We start from the raw sequence: 20,660 nt of genomic DNA, 5'->3' as shown, positions 1-20,660 counted from the left end.
GGCAAATTTTCCGCAGTGAGAGTTTTCCCGCATTCTTGTTTCACAGTGCGGTGTCTCTAACGGCCCCCATCGAGAAATCGACGCTCGATGGGTTCGCCTCACATCCAAACGGCATCCGAGACGCAAGCATGGGGCGAGTCAACAATTTTGATGCAGTGCGATTGTTGGCCGCTGCGGCCGTCATTTTCGGACATGCGCATCCCCTGACCAATACGCCCAGCCCGGCGCTGCTCGGCAATTCGGTGCAGGCGCTGGCGGTGAAGATCTTCTTCGTCATCAGCGGCTATCTGATCTTCACCAGTTGGACCCTGGAGCCGGTGCTGACGCGCTACATGCGCAAGCGCTCGCTGCGCATCTTCCCGGCGCTGATCGCGATCATCCTGTTCAGCGCCTTCGTCGTCGGCCCGGCGCTGACTGCGCTGCCGCTGGCCGAGTACGCCGCCAACGGCCGGATGCTGCACTACCTCAAGAACATTTTCCTGTATCCGGTCTACGACCTACCCGGCGTATTCGCGGACAACGCGTATCCGGTTGCGGTGAACGGCTCGCTGTGGAGCCTGCCGGTCGAATTCGCGATGTATCTCACCCTGCCGCTGGTCTGCGTCATCGGCGCCCGCCTGCGCCTGAAATGGCTCCTCGGCGGGTTCGCGCTCGCTCTTTGCGCCGCCAGCATCTATTACGTGCGTTTGGCCCCGCCCGCGGCGCATCCGGTCTTCTACGGTAGCGACCTGATCAGCGCGCTCGATGTGGCCCCCTACTTCATGATCGGCGCCTTCATCGCCCAGGCCAAACTCGAGAAATACCTCGAGCCCAGTCTGGCCCTGTTCCTGATCGGCGTGGTCGCCTTGGTTCCACCCAGCTCGGCCTGGGCCGGCGAGATCGTCCTGTACGCGGTACTACCGATATCCGTGCTTTCACTCAGCCTTGCAGCTCACCCGGTACTTTCCAAAGCCGGCCGCTACGGCGATTTTTCCTACGGTTTATACCTGTACGGCTTCCTGGTCCAGCAAATCGTCAACCATCTGGCCGGCAACAAGCTTAGCGCGCTCGAGAATGCGCTCGTCAGCTTGCCCATCGCCCTGGCCTGCGCGGCGCTGTCGTGGCACTACATCGAGAAGCCGATGCTCGCGCTGAAAAACAAGAAACCCGTAGCGGCACTCGTTCCCAGAACTTCGGAGTAAGCATGACCCAAATTTGTCTCGTCACAGGCGGCGCCGGATTCATCGGCTGTGCCATATCCGAAGCCCTCGTGAAATCGTTCGATCGGGTCGTCGCTGTCGACAACCTGCATCCGCAGATCCATAAGAGCGGAACGAGGCCGGCCGCGCTTCATCCTCAGGTCGAGCTCATCGTCGCCGATGTGACCGAAACCGCGACGTGGAGCGACGTGCTGTCCAAGCACCGTCCGACCACGATCGTCCACTTGGCCGCTGAAACCGGTACGGGACAATCCCTGACCGAAGCCACTCGCCATGCGCAGGTCAACGTCGTTGGCACCACGAGAATGCTCGACGCGCTCGCGGCCAACGAAATCAAACCCGCACGCATGGTGCTGTCGAGCAGCCGCGCCATATACGGCGAAGGCGAATGGCTCGACGCCAGCGGAAACTCGCACTATCCCGGCCAACGCTCGGCCCAGATGCTCGAACAAGGACAGTGGGATTTCCAGGGACTGCGGAGCCAGCCGTTCCGCTGCGCGGCTACCCGCCCCGATCCGACCAGCGTCTATGGAGCCACCAAGCTCGCCCAGGAACACATCCTCTCGGCGTGGTGCCTCGCATTCGGCACCTCCCTCAACGTCCTGCGCCTGCAGAACGTCTACGGACCCGGCCAGTCCTTGACCAACCCCTATACCGGTATCGTCTCGCTGTTCGCCCGGCTGGCCAAGGCCGGCAAGAGCATTCCGCTTTACGAGGACGGCAAGATGCTGCGCGATTTCGTCTTCATCGACGACGTCGCGGACGCGATCGTAGCGGCCGCCACCTCCGACAAGAGCGGAATCCTGGCCGATATCGGCACCGGCGAGTCGCTCTCGATCGAACAGCTGGCCGGTATCATCGCCGAGATCTACGACGCGCCGCCGCCGCATATCACTGCTCAATACCGCAACGGCGACGTTCGCCATGCGGCCTGCAACATCGACGCGTCCCTGGGCACGCTGGGCTGGTCGCCGAAGGTCGATGCCGCTACGGGCGTACGCCGCCTGTGCGCCTGGATCGATCAGCGCGAGGGAGAGTTGGAGCAGCTATGACCGCCAAGATCCATAACATTGGCCACGTGCGCGTGCACTCGGTGCTCTACGGCAACGAGCCCGAACGCATCGTCCAGACCGTGGCCCACCTCAATCGCGCCGCGGATCTTGCGATTGCCGCTGGCGCTATGAGCTCGGTGTCGCTGGTCTACGGCGACAGTTCGCCCGCGCCGGTGCTCGATGAGGCCGCGATCGCGTCGATCGCAGCCTCGTCCGAGGCCCTGCGCAGCGTCGAGAACGTGAATTTCGGCCGCAACATGGGCTCGGCGCGCGGTCACAACACCTTGATCGCCCACGCCGTCGAGGCAATCGAAAAGGGCGGCCAGGTCGACGTCGTGCTGATCATGAACCCCGACGTGATGCTCGCGCCCGATGCGCTGATAGAGCTCGCCAGGCCGTTGCAGAACGCCAAGGTCGGATTGGTCGAAGCCCGCCAACTGCCGGTGGAGCATCCCAAGGAGTACAACGCGAGCAGTGGCGAAACCGGCTGGGCAACGACCGCCTGCGCGCTGATTCCTCTGCCGGTACTGCGCGAGCTCGACGGTTTCGATGCCGAGTCCTTCTTCCTGTACTGCGACGACGTCGATTTCTCGTGGCGTGCCCGTCTGGCCGGCTACAGCATCATCTACCAGCCCTCGGCCGCGGTGTTCCACGACAAGCGCCTCGGCGATAACGGCCAGTGGCAACCGACTTCGTCCGAGCAGTACTACTCCGCCGAAGCGGCGCTGATGATGGCGCATAAATACTCGCGCCCGGAAATAGTCGCCCGATTGCTGGAGGGCTTCGGAAAGTCCCCGTTGGCGCACCTCAAGCGCGCCGCGGACAGTTTCGAGACCCGGCGAACGGAAGGCCGTCTGCCCACCCCCATCGACAAGCAGCGATCCGTCTCGGTGTTCCGCGGCGACCACTACACCGAACACCGGTTCAGCCTCTGATGAATACCTACGACAACCCCTATTTCCACGATAACGTCTACGGGCATGTCATCAGCCTGCTGACCGGTCATGGCGACAGCCGCGAAGGCCTGCACCTCGACATCGGTTGCAGCCTGGGACCGATCGCCGAGCATGTACGCGACGACCTTGGCCGCAAGTACATCGGCCTGGACATCGACACCCAGGCATTGGCCCAACTCGGCGCACGCGGTTTCCAGACCCATGCGCTCGACTTGAGCGACATCGAACGAGCCGAAGCCACGCTTCGGCAGGTGATCGGCGACCAAGCCGTCGCGTCGATGTCGATCATCGACACGCTGGAGCATGTCGCCGAGCCCGAGAAAGTAGTGGCCATGCTGCGCCGCATATCCGAGGCCCATTGCGCCCCGCTGGCGGTTTCGGTGCCGAACGTCGCCCATCGCGATGTAGGCTTCAAGCTCGCCTTCGGCCGATGGGACTACACCAAGACCGGCCTGTTGGATCACACCCATCTTCGCGGCTTCACCCAGGCCAGCCTGCAGACGATGATGCAGACATCGGGCTGGCACTTGGTCGAGTCGAAGGACGTCAAACTCAGCCAAAGCGACCAGTACTTCCCTAGCTATCATCCGGCCTTGGCGACCGGAGCGTTGCTGCAGCGGGTCATGTCCCACGTTCGCGACGGCGTCGACGCCACCGCGACCACCAATCAGTTCGTCGGCCTGTACCTGCCCGGACACGGCCGCGACGCGGTGATCTACACCGACGACCACGGCGACGCCGAGCGTCCCTTCCTGAGCGTAATCACGCGCACCCAGGGCAAGCGGCTGGATACGTTGCGCGACGTCTTCCTTTGCCTCTCCGCGCAGACCGATCAGGACTTCGAAGTCCTGATCATCGGCCACAAGCTTCCTCCGGAAAGCGTGACGGCGGTCGAGCGCGTGATCGAGGACACCAACGCCACGATCCGAAACCGCATCCGCCTCGTCAAGGTGGACGACGGCACTCGTACGCGGCCGCTCAATGTCGGCTTCTCCGAAGCCAAGGGCCAGTACATCGCCATCCTCGACGACGACGACATCGTCATGGGGCACTGGGTCGAAGAGTTCAGAAAGCTGGCCAACCGGACTCCCGGACGAGTGCTCCGCAGCAGAACCGTTGCGCAATCCTGGCAACCGGTACGCACGAACTACGGCAGCCCGTCGGTACGGGCCGTGGGCGGCATGGACTCGCGCTACCCGAAGGAGTTCGATTTCCTCCAGCATTTGGTCGAGAACAACACGCCGCCGGTTTCAATCGCGTTTCCGCACTCGGCCTTCCACGACCTCGGCATCACTTTCGACGAGTCGCTGACCACGACCGAAGACTGGGATTTCATGATGCGCACGGCCAACGTTTGCGACGTGGGCAGCGGCGGCGAGATCACCTCGATCTATCGTCTTTGGAAGCAGGCCGAGTCCTCCTACACCCTGCACTCGGCCGAAGAATGGCAGTCCAACCATCACGCCATCTGGCGCAAGTTCGACGCCATGCCGTTATTGCTGGCGCCCGGCAGCGCGACCCGGATCAGGCAGTTGGTGCAGGATTGGAACCGCGTCCATCGCGGGCAGCATGGCCCGCTTCCGGACCCGCTGCTCGAAGAACAGCGTTACGCGGACGCATTACGCGAACAGATTCACGCGACCATGAACAGCCGCACCTGGGCACTCGGGTGGCCGGTGCGCGCGGTGGCCACGCTGATGGGCCGCAAGCAGGTGTCGCCCATGCTTTGGGCGATGGGGCCGGCCGAGCTCGAGAATTACCAAGCGCGGCTGCAGGCTTCCAAATCCTGGCGCTTCGCCAACAAGCTCAAGCGCTTATTCGGCCAGTAATCGCAACTCGCACCGGCCCATCGCATGGGCCGGTGCGCGATACGGTCGACGCTCAGCCGATTTTTCCGAGAGCGATCGATTTCATCGGAATACCGATCATTCCCGTGCTCACGGCCGAAGAATGGCTGCTGATGATGATCGCATCGTGAACCCAATGGTGCACGACGTGGTCCCGTTGAGTGCCATCGGACACCGCAACCGACACCGCATATTCGCCTGCCGGCAATATGGGCATACGGAAATCGAAACGCGCGAACCACGTCTCGTCCGCGCCGCACTCGGGCTTCTGGTCCAGATACGACAGATACGTGTTCTCGCCGAACAGCGACAAGCCCTGGCGATTGCGCACCAGGAAGCCGACGATCAGGCCGGAGATCGCCTCGGAGCAGTGCAGCGTCACCACTAGCGAAACCGGCTCCCCGCCCACGGCCCACTGCAGTCGGGCGCCGTGCTCGTCGAGCAAGCGCGTATCCAGGATACGGGCCCCGCCCTTTCCGAAGACATCGCCCGTCTCGTCGAAACGGCTGACTTCAAGGTCGTTGCGCAAATTCGAATTCAGGACCAGATCGCGCCTGGCGTCCGCGTAATCGTCGTCGGCTAAATGCTGCAGCAAGGCCTTGCCTTGCTCCTGGATCTGCTGGGCCACTTCGTCGTCGCCCTGCTCTTGCCGATACAGGTCCGCCAGATACGCCTGGGTCACCTGCTTGGGAGCATCGTCCATGCGGACTTTTCCGTCCTGCAGCCAGATAGCCCGATCGCACAGCGAAGTGATCGTCGAGCTGTCGTGGCTTACGAACAGCAACGTGCCGCCGGATGAGCTGAAGGTGTGCAGGAACCTCATGCATTTCTGCACGAAGTAGGCATCGCCCACCGCCAAGGCCTCGTCGATGATGAGGACGTCCGCGTCGACATGGGCGATGACGGCGAACGCCAGACGCATGAACATGCCGCTGGAATAGGTTTTGACGGGCTGGTCGACGTAATCGCCTATGTCGGCGAATCGCAAAATGCTCTCGAAGCGCGCATCCACCTCGTCGTTGCTCAACCCGAGGATCTGCGCGCTCATACGGACGTTTTCCGCACCGGTATATTCGGGGTTGAAACCCGCGCCGAGCTCCAACAGCGCCGCGACCCGGCCGTTGACCCGGTGCTCTCCATCGCTGGCCTCGAGCGTGCCGCAAATGATCTGCAGCAACGTCGACTTTCCCGAGCCGTTGCGGCCGATCAGACCGACGGTTTCGCCGCGCCTGACCTGGAACGAGATCCCCTTGAGGACATGATGCTCGCGGAAGAAATGCTTCTTGCCGCGCAACAGCATCTGCCATAAGCGATGCACCGGGCTATCGAAAATCAGATAGCTCTTGTGCAGCCCCACTACATCGATCGCGATTTCAGATGACATCGGCAAAACCGTTCTTACTGCGCCAGAACCAGGCGAAGCTCAACACCAACAGGACATAAGCCGCCAAGGCGTAGAGCCCGAGCCAGGCCCAATCCGGCCACTGCCCATAGAGAGTCGCGGCGCGCAACTGCGCGACCGGGACGGTCAGGGGATTGAGCTGCAACAAGCCTCTGTACCGCTCGGGCACTGATTCGATCGGAAACAGCACAGGGCTCAGATACATCATGGCGATCGTGACCAGGCCGGTTATCTGGCCGAGATCGCGCAAGAACACGCCGAGCGAAGAGAGCAAGAACACGCACGCAGCCATCATGACCGCCAAGGGCAGGACGATAATGGGCACGCTGATCCAGCTCAACGGGACCGCCCCCTCCAGCACCAACTGTCCCACGAGCAAGATGGCTAGCGAGATGCACAGATTCACCGCCGCGCCGCCGACCACCACGGGCGGCAACAACTCGAGCGGGAAGACCACCTTTTTCACATAATTACTGTTCTGCAGAATGAGCATCGGCGCCCGATTGATGCACTCCGACGCAAACAGGAACAGCACCAGGCCGGAAAACAGCACCAGGGCAAAACTTTTGGTGTCGCCGGCCACGCCCCATCGCGCTTGAAAGACGACCCCGAAGACGAAACCGAAAACGCACAGCAATGCGAGCGGATTCAGCAGCGACCAAAGGATGCCGAATACCGAACCTTTGTAACGCGAACCCACGTCGCGCGAAACGAGACGCGCGAACAGGGAGCGTTCCCTGAAAAGCAGCAAGAACGCCCCGAATGCATACCAGGCGATCCCGCCTGTCGCACGGCGCGCGCTTGTCGTCACTGCAAGGCTCCAGCCAGCGCATTGCGCAGGTCTTCGACGTCCTCCACGCCCACGCTCAGGCGCACCAGGTTGTCGGTGATGCCCAGCGCGGCGCGGCGGTCCGGCGGAATCGAGGCGTGGGTCATCACGGCCGGGTGGTTGACCAGGCTTTCCACGCCGCCGAGCGATTCGGCGATGGTGAACAGTTCGCAGCGCTCCATCATCCGGCGCGCGCCGTCGAGGCCGCCCTTGACGTAAATGCTGACCATGCCGCCGAAACCGTGCATCTGCCGCTTGGCGAGTTCGTGCTGCGGGTGCGACTTGAGGCCCGGATAGATCACCTTCTCGACCGCCGGGTGAGTCTCGAGCCATTCGGCCAGCGCCTGCGCGTTCTCGCAGTGGGCCTTCATGCGCAGGTGCAGGGTCTTGAGGCCGCGCAAGGCGAGGAAACTATCGAACGGCCCCTGCACTGCGCCGACCGCGTTCTGCAGGAAGGTCATGCGCTCGGCGAGGTCGGCGTCGTCGCCGACCACGGCGATGCCGCCGACGATGTCGGAGTGGCCGTTGAGGTACTTGGTCGCCGAGTGCATGACGATGTGCGCGCCGAGTTCGAGCGGGCGCTGCAGGATCGGCGAGGAGAAGGTGTTGTCGACTACCACCACCAGCCCGCGCTTGCGCGCGATCGCGGCGATGGCGGCGATGTCGACCAGCTTCAGCAGCGGGTTGGTCGGGGTCTCGATCCAGACCAGCTTGGTCTCCGGACGGATCGCGGCTTCGAACGCGGCGGGGTCGCTGAGGTCGACCCAGCTGAAGTCCAGGCCGGCGGAGCGGCGGCGGACGCGTTCGAACAGACGGTAGGTGCCGCCGTACACATCGTCCATCGCGATGACGTGGCTGCCGGCATCGAACAGTTCGAGGATGGTCGAGGTCGCGGCCAGGCCTGAAGCGAAGGCGTAGCCGTGGCTGCCGCCTTCGAGGCCGGCGATGCAGCGCTCATAGGCGAAGCGGGTCGGGTTGTGGCTGCGCGAGTACTCGAAGCCCTGGTGCTGGCCGGGACTGCTCTGGGCATAGGTCGAGGTCGCATAGATCGGCGGCATCACCGCGCCCGTGCTCGGGTCGGGCGACTGACCGGCGTGGATCGCGAGGGTACCCAGGCCGAGCTTGCGGGCCCCGTCTTCCGGCTGCTGTTGGCTCATTGAATGCTTCCGATTCCGCTCATTGGCGCAACCGGGAATTCTAACATTGCCTCCGTGTGCGGCCGCCGTGACGACGCCTTACTTCAGGTCGGATGCAGGCGGGGTATGCCGATGACCGAGGGCGGTCCGGAGGCTTGGCTTGGACGGCCGGACGCAAGCTGAATGCGGGTCGGCGTGGCCGCGGAGGCGGAGGTAACGCTTCCGGGCAGGAGCGCAGCAGGCCGCCCTGGATTCGTGCTTCGCAGGCGGCTACGGGTCGCGGCTCGCGCCGCTCCTACCCCTGAAGCCGACGTGGCCTCCGCCCGGCGCGCGGCGGAGGCCCGCGGCGCTTACTGCACGCGGCGGCGCAGGAAGTTGAGCAGGTCGATGCGGGTGATCAGGCCCAGGAAGCGCTCGCCGTCGACGACGATGGCGACATGGCCGCGGTCGAACACCGGCAGCAGCGATTCGATCGGCTGGCCGACCGGGATCTTGTCGAGTTTGCTGACCATGGCGGTCGAGACCGGGTCGCGGAACCGCGACTCGTCGCCGTACACGTGCAACAAGACGTCGCTCTCATCGACTATCCCGACGATGTGCTCGCCGTCCATGACCGGCAGCTGCGAGACGTCGTACAGCTTCATACGCTGGTAGGCGGTGACCAGCAGGTCGCCCGGGCCGACCACCACCGTGTCGCGCTGCGAGTACGGGCGCAGGATCAGATCGCGCAGGTCGCCGTGCTGTTCGCGCTGGATGAAGCCGTTGTCGAGCATCCAGTAGTCGTTGTACATCTTCGACAGGTACTTGTTGCCGGTGTCGCAGACGAACACCAGCACCTTCTTGGGCTCGGTCTGTTCCTGGCAGTACTTCAGCGCCGCCGCCAGCAGGGTGCCGGTCGAGGAACCGCCGAGGATGCCCTCCTTCTCGAGCAGCGAACGCGCGGTCAGGAAGCTTTCCTTGTCGCTGATCGCATAGGCCTTCTTGACCCGGGTGAAGTCGGAGATCGGCGGCAGGAAGTCCTCGCCGATGCCCTCGACCATCCAACTGGCCGACTTGTCCGAGAGGGTGCCGCGGTTGATGTATTCCTCGAGGATCGAACCGACCGGGTCGGCCAGGACCAGTTCGGTCTTGGGCGAGAGCTTGGCGAAGGCGCGCGACAGGCCGGTCATGGTGCCGGAGCTGCCGCAGCCGAAGACGATGGCGTCGAGGTCGCCGCCCATTTGTTCGAGGATCTCCGGGCCGGTGCCGAACTCGTGCGCGGCCGGGTTGTCGGGGTTGCCGAACTGGTTGATGAAATAGGCGCCCGGGGTCTCGCTGGCGATGCGCTCGGCGAGGTCCTGATAGTAGTCCGGGTGGCCCTTGGCCACGTCCGAACGGGTCAGCACGACCTGCGCGCCCATCGCCTTGAGGTTGAAGATCTTTTCGCGGCTCATCTTGTCGGGCACCACCAGCAGCAGCTTGTAGCCCTTCTGCTGGGCGACCAGGGCCAGGCCGATGCCGGTGTTGCCGGCGGTGCCTTCCACCAGGGTGTCGCCGGGCTTGATCTTGCCGGCCTTCTCGGCCGCTTCGATCATCGACAGGCCGATGCGGTCCTTGATCGAACCGCCGGGGTTCTGCGATTCGAGCTTGAAGTACAGCTCGCAGACGCCGGTGTCGAGGCGCTGGGCCTTGACGATCGGGGTCTGGCCGATGAGTTCGAGTACGGAGGAATGAGTGGCCATGCGAATCCTGTAGGCCGCGACCATGCGGCGGACCCGGCCATTCTAGCGAGGCCTCGGCGGACTGCGCTGCGCTACGGGCGCGTTCGCATCGCGCGAGGACGCGAGGCGGCGACGCAGACCACGTTTCGCGGCCGGCGAAGCGCCTCGATCCTGCTGCATGAGAGATTCGGCACTGAGAGATTGGGCACCGAGAGATTCGGTAGCCGCGAGCGGTGGCGACCGACGAGGATGGCCGCCACCGCCCGCGCTAAACCTGGAGCCGTCGGCCGCAGGCGGGCCGGGGTCCATACGATCAACGCCGGGAAACTCCTTCCCGACGGGCGCCGCACCGGCGTCGTAGCGCCGATGCCGCCTGGATCAATGCTGTTGGTCGTACAACTGGATCAAGCGGTCCTTTGCAGCCAGCTTCTCGCGCTTCATCTGCCCCAGGGTGGTGTCGTCGATCGGCAATACGCCGAGCTCGGCGTCCATGACCTTTTTGTCGAGGTCCTTGTGGCGCTGGTAGAGCTGTTTGAATTCCGGATTGCTCTTGATGAGCGCGTCGATTTCAGGCTGCGGTTGTTCTTCGAACATGAAAGCCTCCTTCAGCACGAATGCAAACGCCCCGGCCGTCAGACCAGGGCGTTGCGGGGGACCGTGAGGATCATCAGGCGCGGTGCGGCGTCCACTTCACGCAACCCGGCCGCATGCAGATGTGCGGCGGCGGGGTCCTGCGGAAAGGGCGTATCGGTCATCGGCCTGGCTCTTCGCCAAGCGGTCGGAGAACCGCTTGGGTATTTGACCCTACTCCTGTGCCTGGGATCCGGCAAGGGCGCTCTGCAACCGTTTTCAGGGCCGGGACAGCCGCGGCCACGAGCGCCAAACGCAGAATTAACTCATTGTTTTATCGAATATTTACAGCGAAACCCGAAAATATGAACAGCGGCGCCCCGGGCGCTCACAAAAATGGGCTCCGGGCCCACGCCGTTCGTCGGAAGCGCAGCCGCCCGATACGGCAAGGCGCGGCCCGACAGCGGGCGCCTGCGGCGCGACGGCGAGGACACAGCTTCAAGCCGCCGACCCGGTCTCGCATTGGGCCGAACGGGGCCTGGCTGGGCCAGGCCTAAACCCGGACGGCTTACTTCTTCTTCGGCTTGGGCTTGGATGGCTTCGGCGGGGTCGAGGACTGGCCGAGCAGCTCGGCTTCCTTGCGCGCCAGCTCGGCGTCGCGCTCGCGCGCGGCGCGCAGCTTGGAAGCCTGCTGGTTGGCGACGTTGTCAAGCAGGCCTTCGGCCTCCTGGCGCGCCAGGGCTTCCTGGTCGGCGGCCTGGCGCAGGCGCTCGGCCTCCTCGGCCTGGATCTGGGCCTGCACGCGCAGGCGTTCGGCTTCGGCGCGGGCGCGGTCGGCGTCGCGGCGGCTGGCTTCGACCAGCAGCTCGCTGCGCTCGCGATCGAGGCGGTCGACCTCGCGCTGGGCCAGCTGGGTGCGGGTCACGACCTCGGCGGTCTCGACCCGGCGGTCGGCGATGCGCAGGGCCCAAACGCGGTCGCGGCTGCGGGCCTGGCGGACCGCATCGATCGCCTGGCGCGCACGCAGGCGCTCGAAGGCGCCGTAAGCGGCGGCGTCGGGATGGGCCTCGATCGCGGTCACCCGCTGCGCCAAGCGGGCGACCTCGGGGTCGTCGGCGGGCGCGGCGAAGGCCAGGCCGCAGGCCACGGACAGGGCCGCAAGCGCCGACAGGCGCATAACGCGAAAGCGCGCGCTCATCGGTCGCCTCCCTGCAGGCGATTGCGCAATTCTGCGATCTCGGTCCTGCGCTGGTTGAGTTCGGCCTGGGTCAGGGTCTCGCGGCTGTGGGCGTAGGCCAGGTCGGCCTCGGCCGCCGCGGCCAGCGCCAGACGCCGCGCATCCTCGTCCTTGCCCTGCGACAGCGCGGCCTGGGCCGCGCTCAGCGCGGTGCGCGCGGCATTGAGGTCCTGCGGCGCATATTGGTCGGCGTCGGCGTCGGCCGCGCGCATGACCGCCTGCTGCGCGGAGGACAGTTCTCCGGTCGGCGGAGGCGTGGAGGCGCAGCCGGCCAGCCCGGAAGCGAGAACTGCGGCCAGCAGCGGCAATCGAATTTGTGCGAAGCTTGCGGTCATTGGGGAGCGCCGTACGGAAGGGATGTCGCACGGACATTGTCGGAAGCCGGCAGCGTGCTTGCAACGGCGCGCGCCGTCAACAAGGGGTGTGAATGCATGGACATCGGCTATTTCCTGAAGCTGATGACGGAAAAAAACGCGTCGGATATGTTCCTGACGACTGGCGCGCCGGTGTACATCAAGGTCGAGGGTCGCCTGTACCCGCTCGGCAATACCGGTCTGCCCCCGGGCATGGTCAAGAAGATCGCCTATTCGTTGATGGACGAGGGCCAGGTACCGCTGTTCGAGCGTGACCTGGAGTTGAACATGGCGCTAGCCCTGCCCGACGCCGGCCGTTTCCGCATCAACGTTTTCAAGCAGCGCGGCGAAGTCGGCATGGTCATCCGCGCCATCCGCAGCATCATTCCGAGCATCGAAGAGCTGCAGCTGCCGCAGGTGCTCAAACAGATCATCATGGCGCCGCGCGGCCTGGTCCTGATCGTCGGTTCGACCGGCTCGGGCAAGTCGACCACGCTGGCCTCGATGATCGACCACCGCAACAGCAATACCGCCGGGCACATCCTCACCATCGAGGATCCGATCGAGTATCTGCACAAGCACAAGAAGTCGATCGTGAACCAGCGCGAGGTCGGCCTGGACACCCACGCCTTCCACAACGCGCTCAAGAACGCGATGCGCGAAGCGCCGGACGTGATCCTGATCGGCGAAATCCTCGACGCCACGACCATGGAGGCGGCGATCGCCTTCGCCGAAACCGGTCACCTGTGCCTGGCGACGCTGCACTCGAACAACGCCGACCAGACCCTGGAGCGCATCCTCAACTTCTTCCCCGAGGCCGCGCACAAGAACGTGTTGATGAACCTCGCCCTGAACCTCAAGGCGGTTGTGTCGCAGCGCCTGGTGATCGGCCTCGACGGACGCCGCCTGCCGGCCGCGGAAATCCTCATCAACACCCCGCACGTGCGCGATCTGATGCGCCGCGGCCAGGTCCACGAGATCAAGCAGGCGATGGAAGAGTCGCTCGAAGAAGGCATGGAGTCGTTCGACCAGTGCCTGTTCCGCCTCTACAAAGAGGGCCGGATCGAAATGGAAGAGGCGCTCAAGGCGGCCGACTCGCGCGACGGCCTGGCGCTGAAGTTCCGCCTGTCCGAAGGCGGCACCGGCGAGCACGATCCCTACGCGGACATGTACGACGCGACCGCCGCGCAGCACTGACGCGGACGCAGCACGCAAGACAAAGCCGGCCGTCGCGAGACGGCCGGCTTTTTTGTGGGCCGCGAGGAGCCGCGAACGCTCGGCGCGACGGCCTCAGCCCGGCGGGCAGTCCGGCTGGTTTTCCGGACGTGCGGCGTCGAACTCGGGCAAGGCCAGGCAGGTCGCTTCGATCCGCAGCAGGGTCGGGAAATCCTCGAGCGGCACGCCGAAACGGCGCGCGTTATAGAGTTGCGGCACCAGGCAGCAGTCGGCCAGCCCGGGCAGGTCGCCGACGCAGAAGGTGCCGGTGGCCTCGTCCTCGACCAGCATGGTCTCCAACGCAGCGAAGCCCTCGGAAATCCAGTGTTTGACCCAGCCGTCGCGCTCGGGCTGCGGCACGTTCCAGGTGCCGTCGAGGTACTTCAGTACGCGCAGATTGTTGAGCGGGTGGATTTCGCAGGCGATGGTCTGGGCGATCGCGCGTACCCGATGGCGCTCGCGCGCGGTCGTCGGCAGCAGGTTCGGCCGCGGCCAGGTCTCGTCGAGGTATTCCAGGATCGCGATCGACTGGGTCAGGGTGCGCTGGCCGTGCTGCAGCACCGGCACCAGCCCCTGCGGGTTGAGTTCGCGATAGGCGGCGGCGTGCTGTTCGCCGCCGTCACGGACCAGGTGGACTGGCACGGTCTCGTAGTCCAGGCCCTTGAGGTTCAGGCCGATGCGCACCCGATACGAGGCGCTGGAACGCCAGTACGAATACAACCGTAATTGTTCGCTCACCCGGATGCGCCTCGCTTGCCCTGCCCGATCGGCAGGACGCAAACCTTACCGGTTGCGCCGTGCCGTCAGACGACCTCTCGTCGTACGCGCCGCTGCCGTCAGGCGGAAGGACGTTCCATGCGCTGTTCGATCGCGCCGAAGATGCTGCGGCCTTCGGCGTCGAGCATCTCGATGCGCACGGTGTCGCCGAACTTCATGAAGGGCGTCGACGGCTTGCCGTGCTCCAAGGTCTCCACGGTGCGCTTCTCGGCGAAGCACGACGCGCCCAGGCTGGTGTCTTCGTTGGCCACGGTGCCGGAGCCGACGATGGTGCCGGCCGACAGCGGCCGGGTCTTGGCGGCGTGGGCCACGAGCTGGGCGAAATTGAACTGCATGTCGATGCCGGCCTCGGGCGCGCCGAACCATGCGCCGTTGATGTGGGTCAGCAGCGGGCGGTGGACCTTGCTGTCGATCCAGGCCGGGCCGAGTTCGTCGGGGGTGACGAACACCGGGCTCAGCGCCGAACGCGGCTTGGACTGCAGGAAACCGAAGCCCTTGGCGAGCTCGTTCGGAATCAGATTGCGCAGGGACACGTCGTTGACCAGGCCGATCAGCTGGATGTGCGCGGCCGCCGCCTCGGGCGTCGCCGCCATGGGCACGTCGTCGGTGACGATCACGACCTCGGCTTCCAGGTCGATGCCGTAGTCCTCGCTGACCACGCGCACCGGGTCGCGCGGGCCGTAGAAACCGGCGCTGACCGCCTGGTACATCAGCGGATCCACGTAAAAGCTTTCCGGCACCTCGGCGCCGCGGGCGCGGCGCACGCGCTCGACGTGCGGCAGGTAAGCGCTGCCGTCGACGAACTCGTAGGCGCGCGGCAAGGGTGCGGCCAGGGCGGCGAAATCAACCTCGAAGGCATCCGCGGCGTGGCCCTCGTTGAGTGCGTCCGACAGGGCGTTGAGGCGCGGCGCGGCGTTCGACCAATCCTCCAGCGCGCGCTGCAGGGTGTCGGCGATGCCGGTGGCGCGCACGGCGCGGGTCAGGTCGCGCGAGACGACGATCAGCGTGCCGTCGCGGCCGCCTTCCTTCAGGGATCCGAGTTTCATCCAGGCCTCGATGTCGATGCAGGGCGCCGCAGCGCGATGGTTTCAATTGTAACCACTCGCGCGCCGGTAATCACCGGCCGGCGGCGGCCGGGCCCATTCGGGCCGACCGGATCGCCTGTCGCGAGGGGCGCGCCCCGGGGGCAGCGGGCGCCGTTTCGAGCCCCGGCAGCCTACCCCGAAAAAAAGTTTCGCGGCCGTGATGGGTCCGGCCGCCCTTTGCCGGTTTGTTGAGTTAAGCGCGGCGTGGTCACGCCCGGGTTCGCCGGGGCAGGCCCAGCCAGGTCAACGATCCAAGGATCGGGTTGAGGGCACGTCCCTCTGCGACCGCGTGATTCCTCAATCATGCCTTCGGAGTTCCATCATGAAATCGCAATCCGCTCTCGTCCTGCGCGCCCTGCCCGCCGCCCTCGCCCTGTGGTTCGGGGCCAGCGCCGGCGTCCACGCCCAGGCCCTCACCATCGACGTGGTCAATCCGATCAAGGACGGCCGGGTCGTGTTCGAAGCGATCGGCCCGGCCCAGGTCGGCGGCGCCAAGCAAGGCCGCGTGTCCCTGCGCATGGGCATCCGCAACGACGGTGCCGTGCCGCTGTCGATCACCAAGGTCGAGATCCTCGACCAGCTCGCATCGAACTTCCTCGCCCCGGTGCAGATCGACCCGGGCAAGAGTTACGCCTTCCAGAACTGCAAGTGCAACTACTTCAATCCCGACCCGGACGCGCCGAAGGTGCCGTCGTCCTACCCGATCGTGATCACCGCGCCCTACCCGAGCACGGTCAAGATCGCGGTCTACGTGCAGGGCTACCGCAACCCGGTCATCAAGAACCTGTCGTTCGCGCCCGCCACCAACGACAACGGCCCGCTGCGCTACCCGGGCAAGGTCACCGACCTGCGCGCCAACGAAGCCTGGCAGACCTCGAGCAATCACCCCGGCGACAGCCAGTCCTTCGGCCTCGACACCAGCGTGACCGGTTGGACCGGCACCACCTGGGACGCCAAGCGTCCGGGCGCCGACCCGAACAAAGCCGAAGGCCAGCGCGCCTATGGCCTGCCGCTGTACGCGATGGCCGACGGCATCGTCTGCAGCGCGCTCAACGATTTGCCGGAATGGAAGAACTACCCGCGCGTCAGCAAGGAGATCGAACCCGAGCCGATCGCGCCGAGCACCGGCCAATACTCGGCCGGCGGCAACTTCCTCAAGGTCAAGAGCGGCGACGAGATCGCCTTGTACGCGCACATGCAACCCGGCTCGATCCCGGCCGAACTGCTGGTGCCGGGCGCGACCATCAAGCAAGGCCAGTACCTCGGCAAGGTCGGTTACTCCGGCAAATCCAGCGGCCCGCACGTGCACGTCCACGTCACCCAGGAAAGCACCAGCACGCCCTGCGACGGCAACGACCTGCGTCCGCGCCCGATGACCTTCGCCCAGATCCAGAGCCTGACCTGGGGCGAAGCCAAGGCCATGGCCGGCGCCAACAGCATGGACCCGACCGATTGGACCCCGCTGAGCAACCACTCCGCGCCGCATCCCTACAGCCTGGTCTATCCCTTCAGCACGGCCTATCCCTTCGATGCCGCCGAGACCGACGCCAAGACCTTCCTCGGCGTGTGGAAGGCCAGCAGCGAGATCGAGCTGCGGGTCAATCGTCCTAGCTGGACCGCGTTCACCCAGAAGTGGTCGGAGTTGTCGGCCGACGGTTTCCGCCTCGAACAGGTCGAGAACTACGTCAAGAACGGCGACCGCCACTTCGTCGGCGTGTACAAGCGCGGCAGCGGCGCCGGCGCCCTGTACAACTTCGACAACTGGGACGACTTCACCGCCAAGTGGAAGGAGCTGTCCGACGACGGCCAGCGCCTGCTCGACCTCACCACCTACCTCAGCGGCGGTAAGCGTCACTACGTCGGCGTGTTCCGCGCCGGCAACGGCAACGCCGGCCTTTGGAGCCACACCGGCTTCGCCGCCTTCGCCAATCAGCGCGAGATCGCCAAGGGCCTGGGCCTGCGCCTGATCGACATGGAGAGCTTCGACATCGGCAACGGCCAGCGCCAGTTCATCGGCGTGTACCGCGAAGGCACCGACAACCACGCCCTGTGGCGCTCGAACAGCTGGGCCGCGTTCACCGGCAAGTGGGACGAGCTCAGCGACAACGGCCTGCGCCTGATCGACGTCGACAGCTTCGTCGAAGACGGCGTGCGCAACTATGTCGGCGTGTTCCGCGCCGGCACCGGCGGCTATGCGCTGGAAGCGGTCAAGAGCTATCAGACGCTGTATCAGTCGGCCGAGAAGTACGCGACCAAGGGCCTGCGCCTGGTCGACGTGCAAGCGGTCGAGTGATCGACCCCGACCGCATCGGCGAAATATCGCCGGCGTAACGTTCCTTGCCGTAGCGAACCGACACGCCGCCTTCGGGCGGCGTGTTTTTTGGCGAAGGATCGATGCGTCAGCGATGGCTCGGCGATGCGCGCAGAGCGGGTCGCCGCTTGCGCCGCTCCGCCCCTGAGAATGGCACAAGCCGCGAACCGGCAGGCCGCCTAGCGCGCCGCCACCTGCACCGGCGGCGCGCCCTGCTTCACCGACTGCAGGCGCCGCAACAACGCCGACTCGCTGTACATCTCGCGCCGCAGCACCGCCTCGGCAAGTTGCACCTGCGCCGCCGCGCCGCGCGCGTCGCCGCGCGCGAGCAGGACCTCGGCATAGGGCACGCGCAACCTCGCGGTCTTGACCTGCTGCGCACCGTAGGCGGCTCGGCTGTCTTCGATCGCCTTGGCCCAGCCCCGCTCGGCTTCGTCCCACTGCCCGCGGCGTTGCGCGAGCTCGGCTTGCAAGCTGGGAATCCGCGCCAGCATGAAGGCGTTGTACTCGCCGCGGCTGAGGTCGATCGCCGTCAACTCGGCCTGCGCCTCGTCGAGGCGGTCGCGGCTCAACAGCCATTCGACCCGGGTCAGCGCCACCATCAGCAGCCCGGCATGGTCCTCGCCATAACGACGGCGCCAAACCGAAGCGCTGCGCTCGACCAGCGACCGCGCCTCTTCGTTGCGGCCGCCGCGTGCGAGCACCAGGCCGAGACCGTTCTCGGTGCGCAACACCCGGCGCTCGTCCGGCGCCAGGTGCTCGCGACGGATCGACAAGGCCTGGCGCAGGCGGCGCTCGGACTCGGCCAGGTCGCCGCGCTCCAGCGACAGGGCCGCGTAGTTGTTGAGGATGCGGGCGTAATCGAGGCTGCGCTCGCCGGCGACCACGGCCATGATCTCCAGCGCGGCCCGATAGTGTTCGCCGGCCTGGCGATAATCGCCGAGGTCCTGGGTGGCGTTGGCCAGGTCGACATGGATGTTGGCGACCATGTCGCTCTGCTCGCCGTACAGGTCGCGCGCCAGGCTCAGGTTCTCGACCAGTTCGCGGCGGGTTTCCGCGACCCGCCCGAGGCCGAACAACGTGCTCGCAAGACCGAACTGGTTGAGCTGGGTCGCGACCGGGTCGCTGCCGGTCTCGCGGTTGATCTCCAGCGCATCGCGATAAGTCTGCTCGGCGCGCTTGAGTTCGCCGCGGCGCCGGTACAACTGAGCCAGGCGGGCGAGCATCGCCGCGCGTTCGTCGGGCGACTGGCGCAGGCCGCGTTCGCTGCGCAGTTGCTGCGAGCGCTCGAAGCTGCGTTCGGCCTGCGCGTACCGACTGTCCGCGACCTGGGCCAGGCCGAGCGTATCGTAGGCATCGGCGAGGCCGCGCGGGTCGCCGTCGCGCTCGCGCAGGGCCAGCGAACGGCGCGCGGCGGCGACGGCCTGGGCGCCGTACTGGCGGTCGCTGAGCGAACGCGACAGATCGGCGAGCGCTTGCGCGGCCTGGTCCGGCCGGTCCACCGCCGGGTCGAGGAACTCGCGCGCGGCCTGATCGAGCAGCGCCTCGGCGCGCTGCGGCTGGCCGAGGTTGCGATAGGCACGACCGAGCACCGCGCGCAGGCGGGCGCGGATCGCCGGGGTGTCGTCGAGCCCTTGTTCGATGCGCGCGGCGGAGGCGTCCAGCACCTGCCGCGCACTCAAGTCCTGCCCGGCCTGCGCCCCGCGCATGCGCGGATCGGCGGCGTCGAAAGCCGAGACCAGGAAATCGCTGACCTGACGCGCGACCGAGGCCTCGCGCTCGGCGCGCGCACGCTCGGCGGTGACCCGCCAGACGAAGCCGCCGGCCAGCGCGAGCACCAGCGCCGCCGCCGCGGTCTCGCGCCAATGCCGGCGCAGATAACGGCCGAAGCGGTAGCCCAGTGTCGGCGTGCGCGCCGACACCGGACGCCAGGCGAGATGACGCCCGATGTCCTGGGACAAGGCTTCCACCGAGGAATAGCGCTGCCGCGGATCGAGCGCGCAGGCGCAGGCGGCGATCGCATCCAGGTCGCCGCGCAGGCGCTCGCGCCAGGCGCAGTCCGGCCCGGCCCACTCGCTCGGCAGCGGCACCGCGACATCGCGATCGGCCAGGCCGCGTTCGACCGAACGGCAGGCCAGCAATTCGGTGAGCAACACGCCGAGCGCGAACACGTCGCTGACCACGCTGACCCGCGCGCCGCCGAGCAATTCGGGGCTGGCATAAGCCGGGGTGCAGAAGCTGCCGTAGCAGGCGTTGTCGTCGCCGGCCTGGTGATCGAGCACCTGGGCGATGCCGAAATCGAGCAGTACCGGCTCGCCGTCGTCCTGCACCATCACGTTGCCGGGCTTGAGGTCGCAATGCACGATCAGGCGCTGGTGCGCGCTCTGCACCGCCGCGCAGATGCGCTGGAACAACTGCAGGCGCTGCAGCAGGTCAGGCTGGCGCTGCTCGCAGTATTCGTCGAGATCGCGGCCGAGCACGTACTCCATGACCAGGTACGGCTGCCCGCTCGGCGTGGTGCCGCCGTCGTAGAGGCGGGCGATGTTGGGGTGCTGCAGCTCGGCCAGCAGTTGCCGCTCCACCGCCAGGCGACGGGCGAATTCGGCCTGGTTGAAGCCGCTGCCGCGCAGCAATTTGATCGCCACCTGTTGGCGGAACAAGCCGTCGGCGCGCTCGGCCACAAACACCGTGCCCATGCCGCCGCTCGCCACGCGCTCGATCAGGACCCAGGCGCCGAGGCGGTCGCCGGCCTGCAGTTCGCTGTCGGGCAGGCCCGCGACCAGATCGTTCAGCGGTTGCACGACGCGATCGAACTGCCCGGTCTGCGCACCGAGCAACTCCATGACCTCGGCGATCAGCGCTGGATCGTCGCTGATCGCGTGCAGTTCCTCCAACCAACGCTCGGCCGGCAGGTCGGATACCGCATCGAACAATCGGCGCAGGTCGTGCCAACGCTGGGTTTCCATGTCGCCTCCTGTCGCGTCGGATCGC

The 20,660-nt window shown here is 66.0% G+C and carries 17 protein-coding genes; 6 read left to right on the top strand and 11 right to left on the bottom strand.

The window, feature by feature from the left end:
• Positions 1-128: 128 nt before the first annotated feature.
• Genes EX88_RS0108210 through EX88_RS0108195 form a run of 4 tightly spaced genes read left to right on the top strand, consistent with a single transcriptional unit; the run spans position 129 to position 5,036 of the window.
• Positions 129-1,181, top strand: coding sequence for an acyltransferase family protein (locus EX88_RS0108210; RefSeq protein ID WP_081930731.1), 1,053 nt, complete (start codon positions 129-131; stop codon positions 1,179-1,181).
• A complete protein-coding gene (locus tag EX88_RS0108205; RefSeq protein WP_318025834.1) occupies positions 1,100-2,251 on the top strand; it encodes an NAD-dependent epimerase/dehydratase family protein in 1,152 nt (383 codons plus the stop codon). Before EX88_RS0108210 ends, EX88_RS0108205 begins: the two co-directional genes overlap by 82 nt.
• Positions 2,248-3,186, top strand: coding sequence for a glycosyltransferase (locus EX88_RS0108200; protein WP_051884739.1), 939 nt, complete (start codon positions 2,248-2,250; stop codon positions 3,184-3,186). Before EX88_RS0108205 ends, EX88_RS0108200 begins: the two co-directional genes overlap by 4 nt.
• A complete protein-coding gene (locus tag EX88_RS0108195; protein WP_051884737.1) occupies positions 3,186-5,036 on the top strand; it encodes a glycosyltransferase in 1,851 nt (616 codons plus the stop codon). The genes EX88_RS0108200 and EX88_RS0108195 overlap by 1 nt, the downstream gene beginning before the upstream one ends.
• A 52-nt stretch (positions 5,037-5,088) precedes the next feature.
• On the opposite strand, the gene EX88_RS0108190 is transcribed toward EX88_RS0108195, so the two are convergent.
• The 8 genes from EX88_RS0108190 to EX88_RS23610 all read right to left on the bottom strand — a co-directional run bounded on the left by EX88_RS0108190 (position 5,089) and on the right by EX88_RS23610 (position 12,263).
• Positions 5,089-6,438, bottom strand: a complete 1,350-nt coding sequence (locus EX88_RS0108190; protein WP_031371510.1) for an ABC transporter ATP-binding protein — start codon at positions 6,436-6,438, stop codon at positions 5,089-5,091.
• Positions 6,428-7,267: an ABC transporter permease gene (locus EX88_RS0108185; protein ID WP_081930729.1), complete on the bottom strand. Its 840-nt coding sequence runs from the start codon at positions 7,265-7,267 to the stop codon at positions 6,428-6,430. The genes EX88_RS0108190 and EX88_RS0108185 overlap by 11 nt, the downstream gene beginning before the upstream one ends.
• Positions 7,264-8,442, bottom strand: a complete 1,179-nt coding sequence (locus EX88_RS0108180; protein WP_031371508.1) for a cystathionine gamma-synthase — start codon at positions 8,440-8,442, stop codon at positions 7,264-7,266. The genes EX88_RS0108185 and EX88_RS0108180 overlap by 4 nt, the downstream gene beginning before the upstream one ends.
• Before the next feature lie 329 nt (positions 8,443-8,771).
• Positions 8,772-10,142 carry a pyridoxal-phosphate dependent enzyme gene (locus tag EX88_RS0108175; protein ID WP_031371507.1) on the bottom strand — a complete coding sequence of 457 codons (1,371 nt, stop codon included), beginning with the start codon at positions 10,140-10,142 and terminating at the stop codon, positions 8,772-8,774.
• A 357-nt stretch (positions 10,143-10,499) separates the two neighbouring features.
• A complete protein-coding gene (locus EX88_RS0108170; RefSeq protein WP_031371506.1) occupies positions 10,500-10,715 on the bottom strand; it encodes a YdcH family protein in 216 nt (71 codons plus the stop codon).
• 38 nt (positions 10,716-10,753) lie between these two features.
• A complete protein-coding gene (locus EX88_RS27320) occupies positions 10,754-10,876 on the bottom strand; it encodes a hypothetical protein (RefSeq protein ID WP_255610692.1) in 123 nt (40 codons plus the stop codon).
• A gap of 383 nt (positions 10,877-11,259) precedes the next feature.
• On the bottom strand, positions 11,260-11,889 hold the full coding sequence (locus EX88_RS0108160) for a hypothetical protein (protein WP_152566166.1): 630 nt from the start codon (positions 11,887-11,889) through the stop codon (positions 11,260-11,262).
• The gene (locus EX88_RS23610; RefSeq protein ID WP_036148343.1) at positions 11,886-12,263 is read right to left on the bottom strand and encodes a DUF4398 domain-containing protein; all 378 of its coding nucleotides are present in this window, start codon (positions 12,261-12,263) and stop codon (positions 11,886-11,888) included. The genes EX88_RS0108160 and EX88_RS23610 overlap by 4 nt, the downstream gene beginning before the upstream one ends.
• 96 nt (positions 12,264-12,359) lie before the next feature.
• On the opposite strand from EX88_RS23610, the gene EX88_RS0108145 reads away from it, so the two are divergent.
• On the top strand, positions 12,360-13,478 hold the full coding sequence (locus EX88_RS0108145) for a PilT/PilU family type 4a pilus ATPase (protein WP_031371504.1): 1,119 nt from the start codon (positions 12,360-12,362) through the stop codon (positions 13,476-13,478).
• Positions 13,479-13,571: 93 nt separating this feature from the next.
• Here EX88_RS0108145 and maiA read toward each other — a convergent pair whose 3' ends face one another.
• Positions 13,572-14,234 (bottom strand): maleylacetoacetate isomerase, encoded by a 663-nt coding sequence (gene maiA / locus EX88_RS0108140; protein WP_031371503.1) that lies wholly within the window; start codon positions 14,232-14,234, stop codon positions 13,572-13,574.
• Positions 14,235-14,332: 98 nt separating this feature from the next.
• Positions 14,333-15,319 carry a fumarylacetoacetate hydrolase family protein gene (locus tag EX88_RS0108135; RefSeq protein ID WP_031371502.1) on the bottom strand — a complete coding sequence of 329 codons (987 nt, stop codon included), beginning with the start codon at positions 15,317-15,319 and terminating at the stop codon, positions 14,333-14,335.
• A gap of 361 nt (positions 15,320-15,680) precedes the next feature.
• Between EX88_RS0108135 and EX88_RS0108130 the strand changes: the two genes are divergently transcribed.
• A complete protein-coding gene (locus tag EX88_RS0108130) occupies positions 15,681-17,651 on the top strand; it encodes a M23 family metallopeptidase (RefSeq protein ID WP_031371501.1) in 1,971 nt (656 codons plus the stop codon).
• A 197-nt stretch (positions 17,652-17,848) separates the two neighbouring features.
• Here EX88_RS0108130 and EX88_RS0108125 read toward each other — a convergent pair whose 3' ends face one another.
• On the bottom strand, positions 17,849-20,635 hold the full coding sequence (locus tag EX88_RS0108125; protein ID WP_031371500.1) for a serine/threonine-protein kinase: 2,787 nt from the start codon (positions 20,633-20,635) through the stop codon (positions 17,849-17,851).
• Between the last annotated feature and the right edge of the window lie 25 nt (positions 20,636-20,660).

It is taken from the genome of Lysobacter antibioticus (assembly GCF_000731095.1).
Lineage (GTDB): Bacteria > Pseudomonadota > Gammaproteobacteria > Xanthomonadales > Xanthomonadaceae > Lysobacter > Lysobacter antibioticus_B.
The sequence above is the reverse complement of the archived record's forward strand: the minus strand, read 5'-3'. Positions and strand labels throughout refer to the sequence as shown.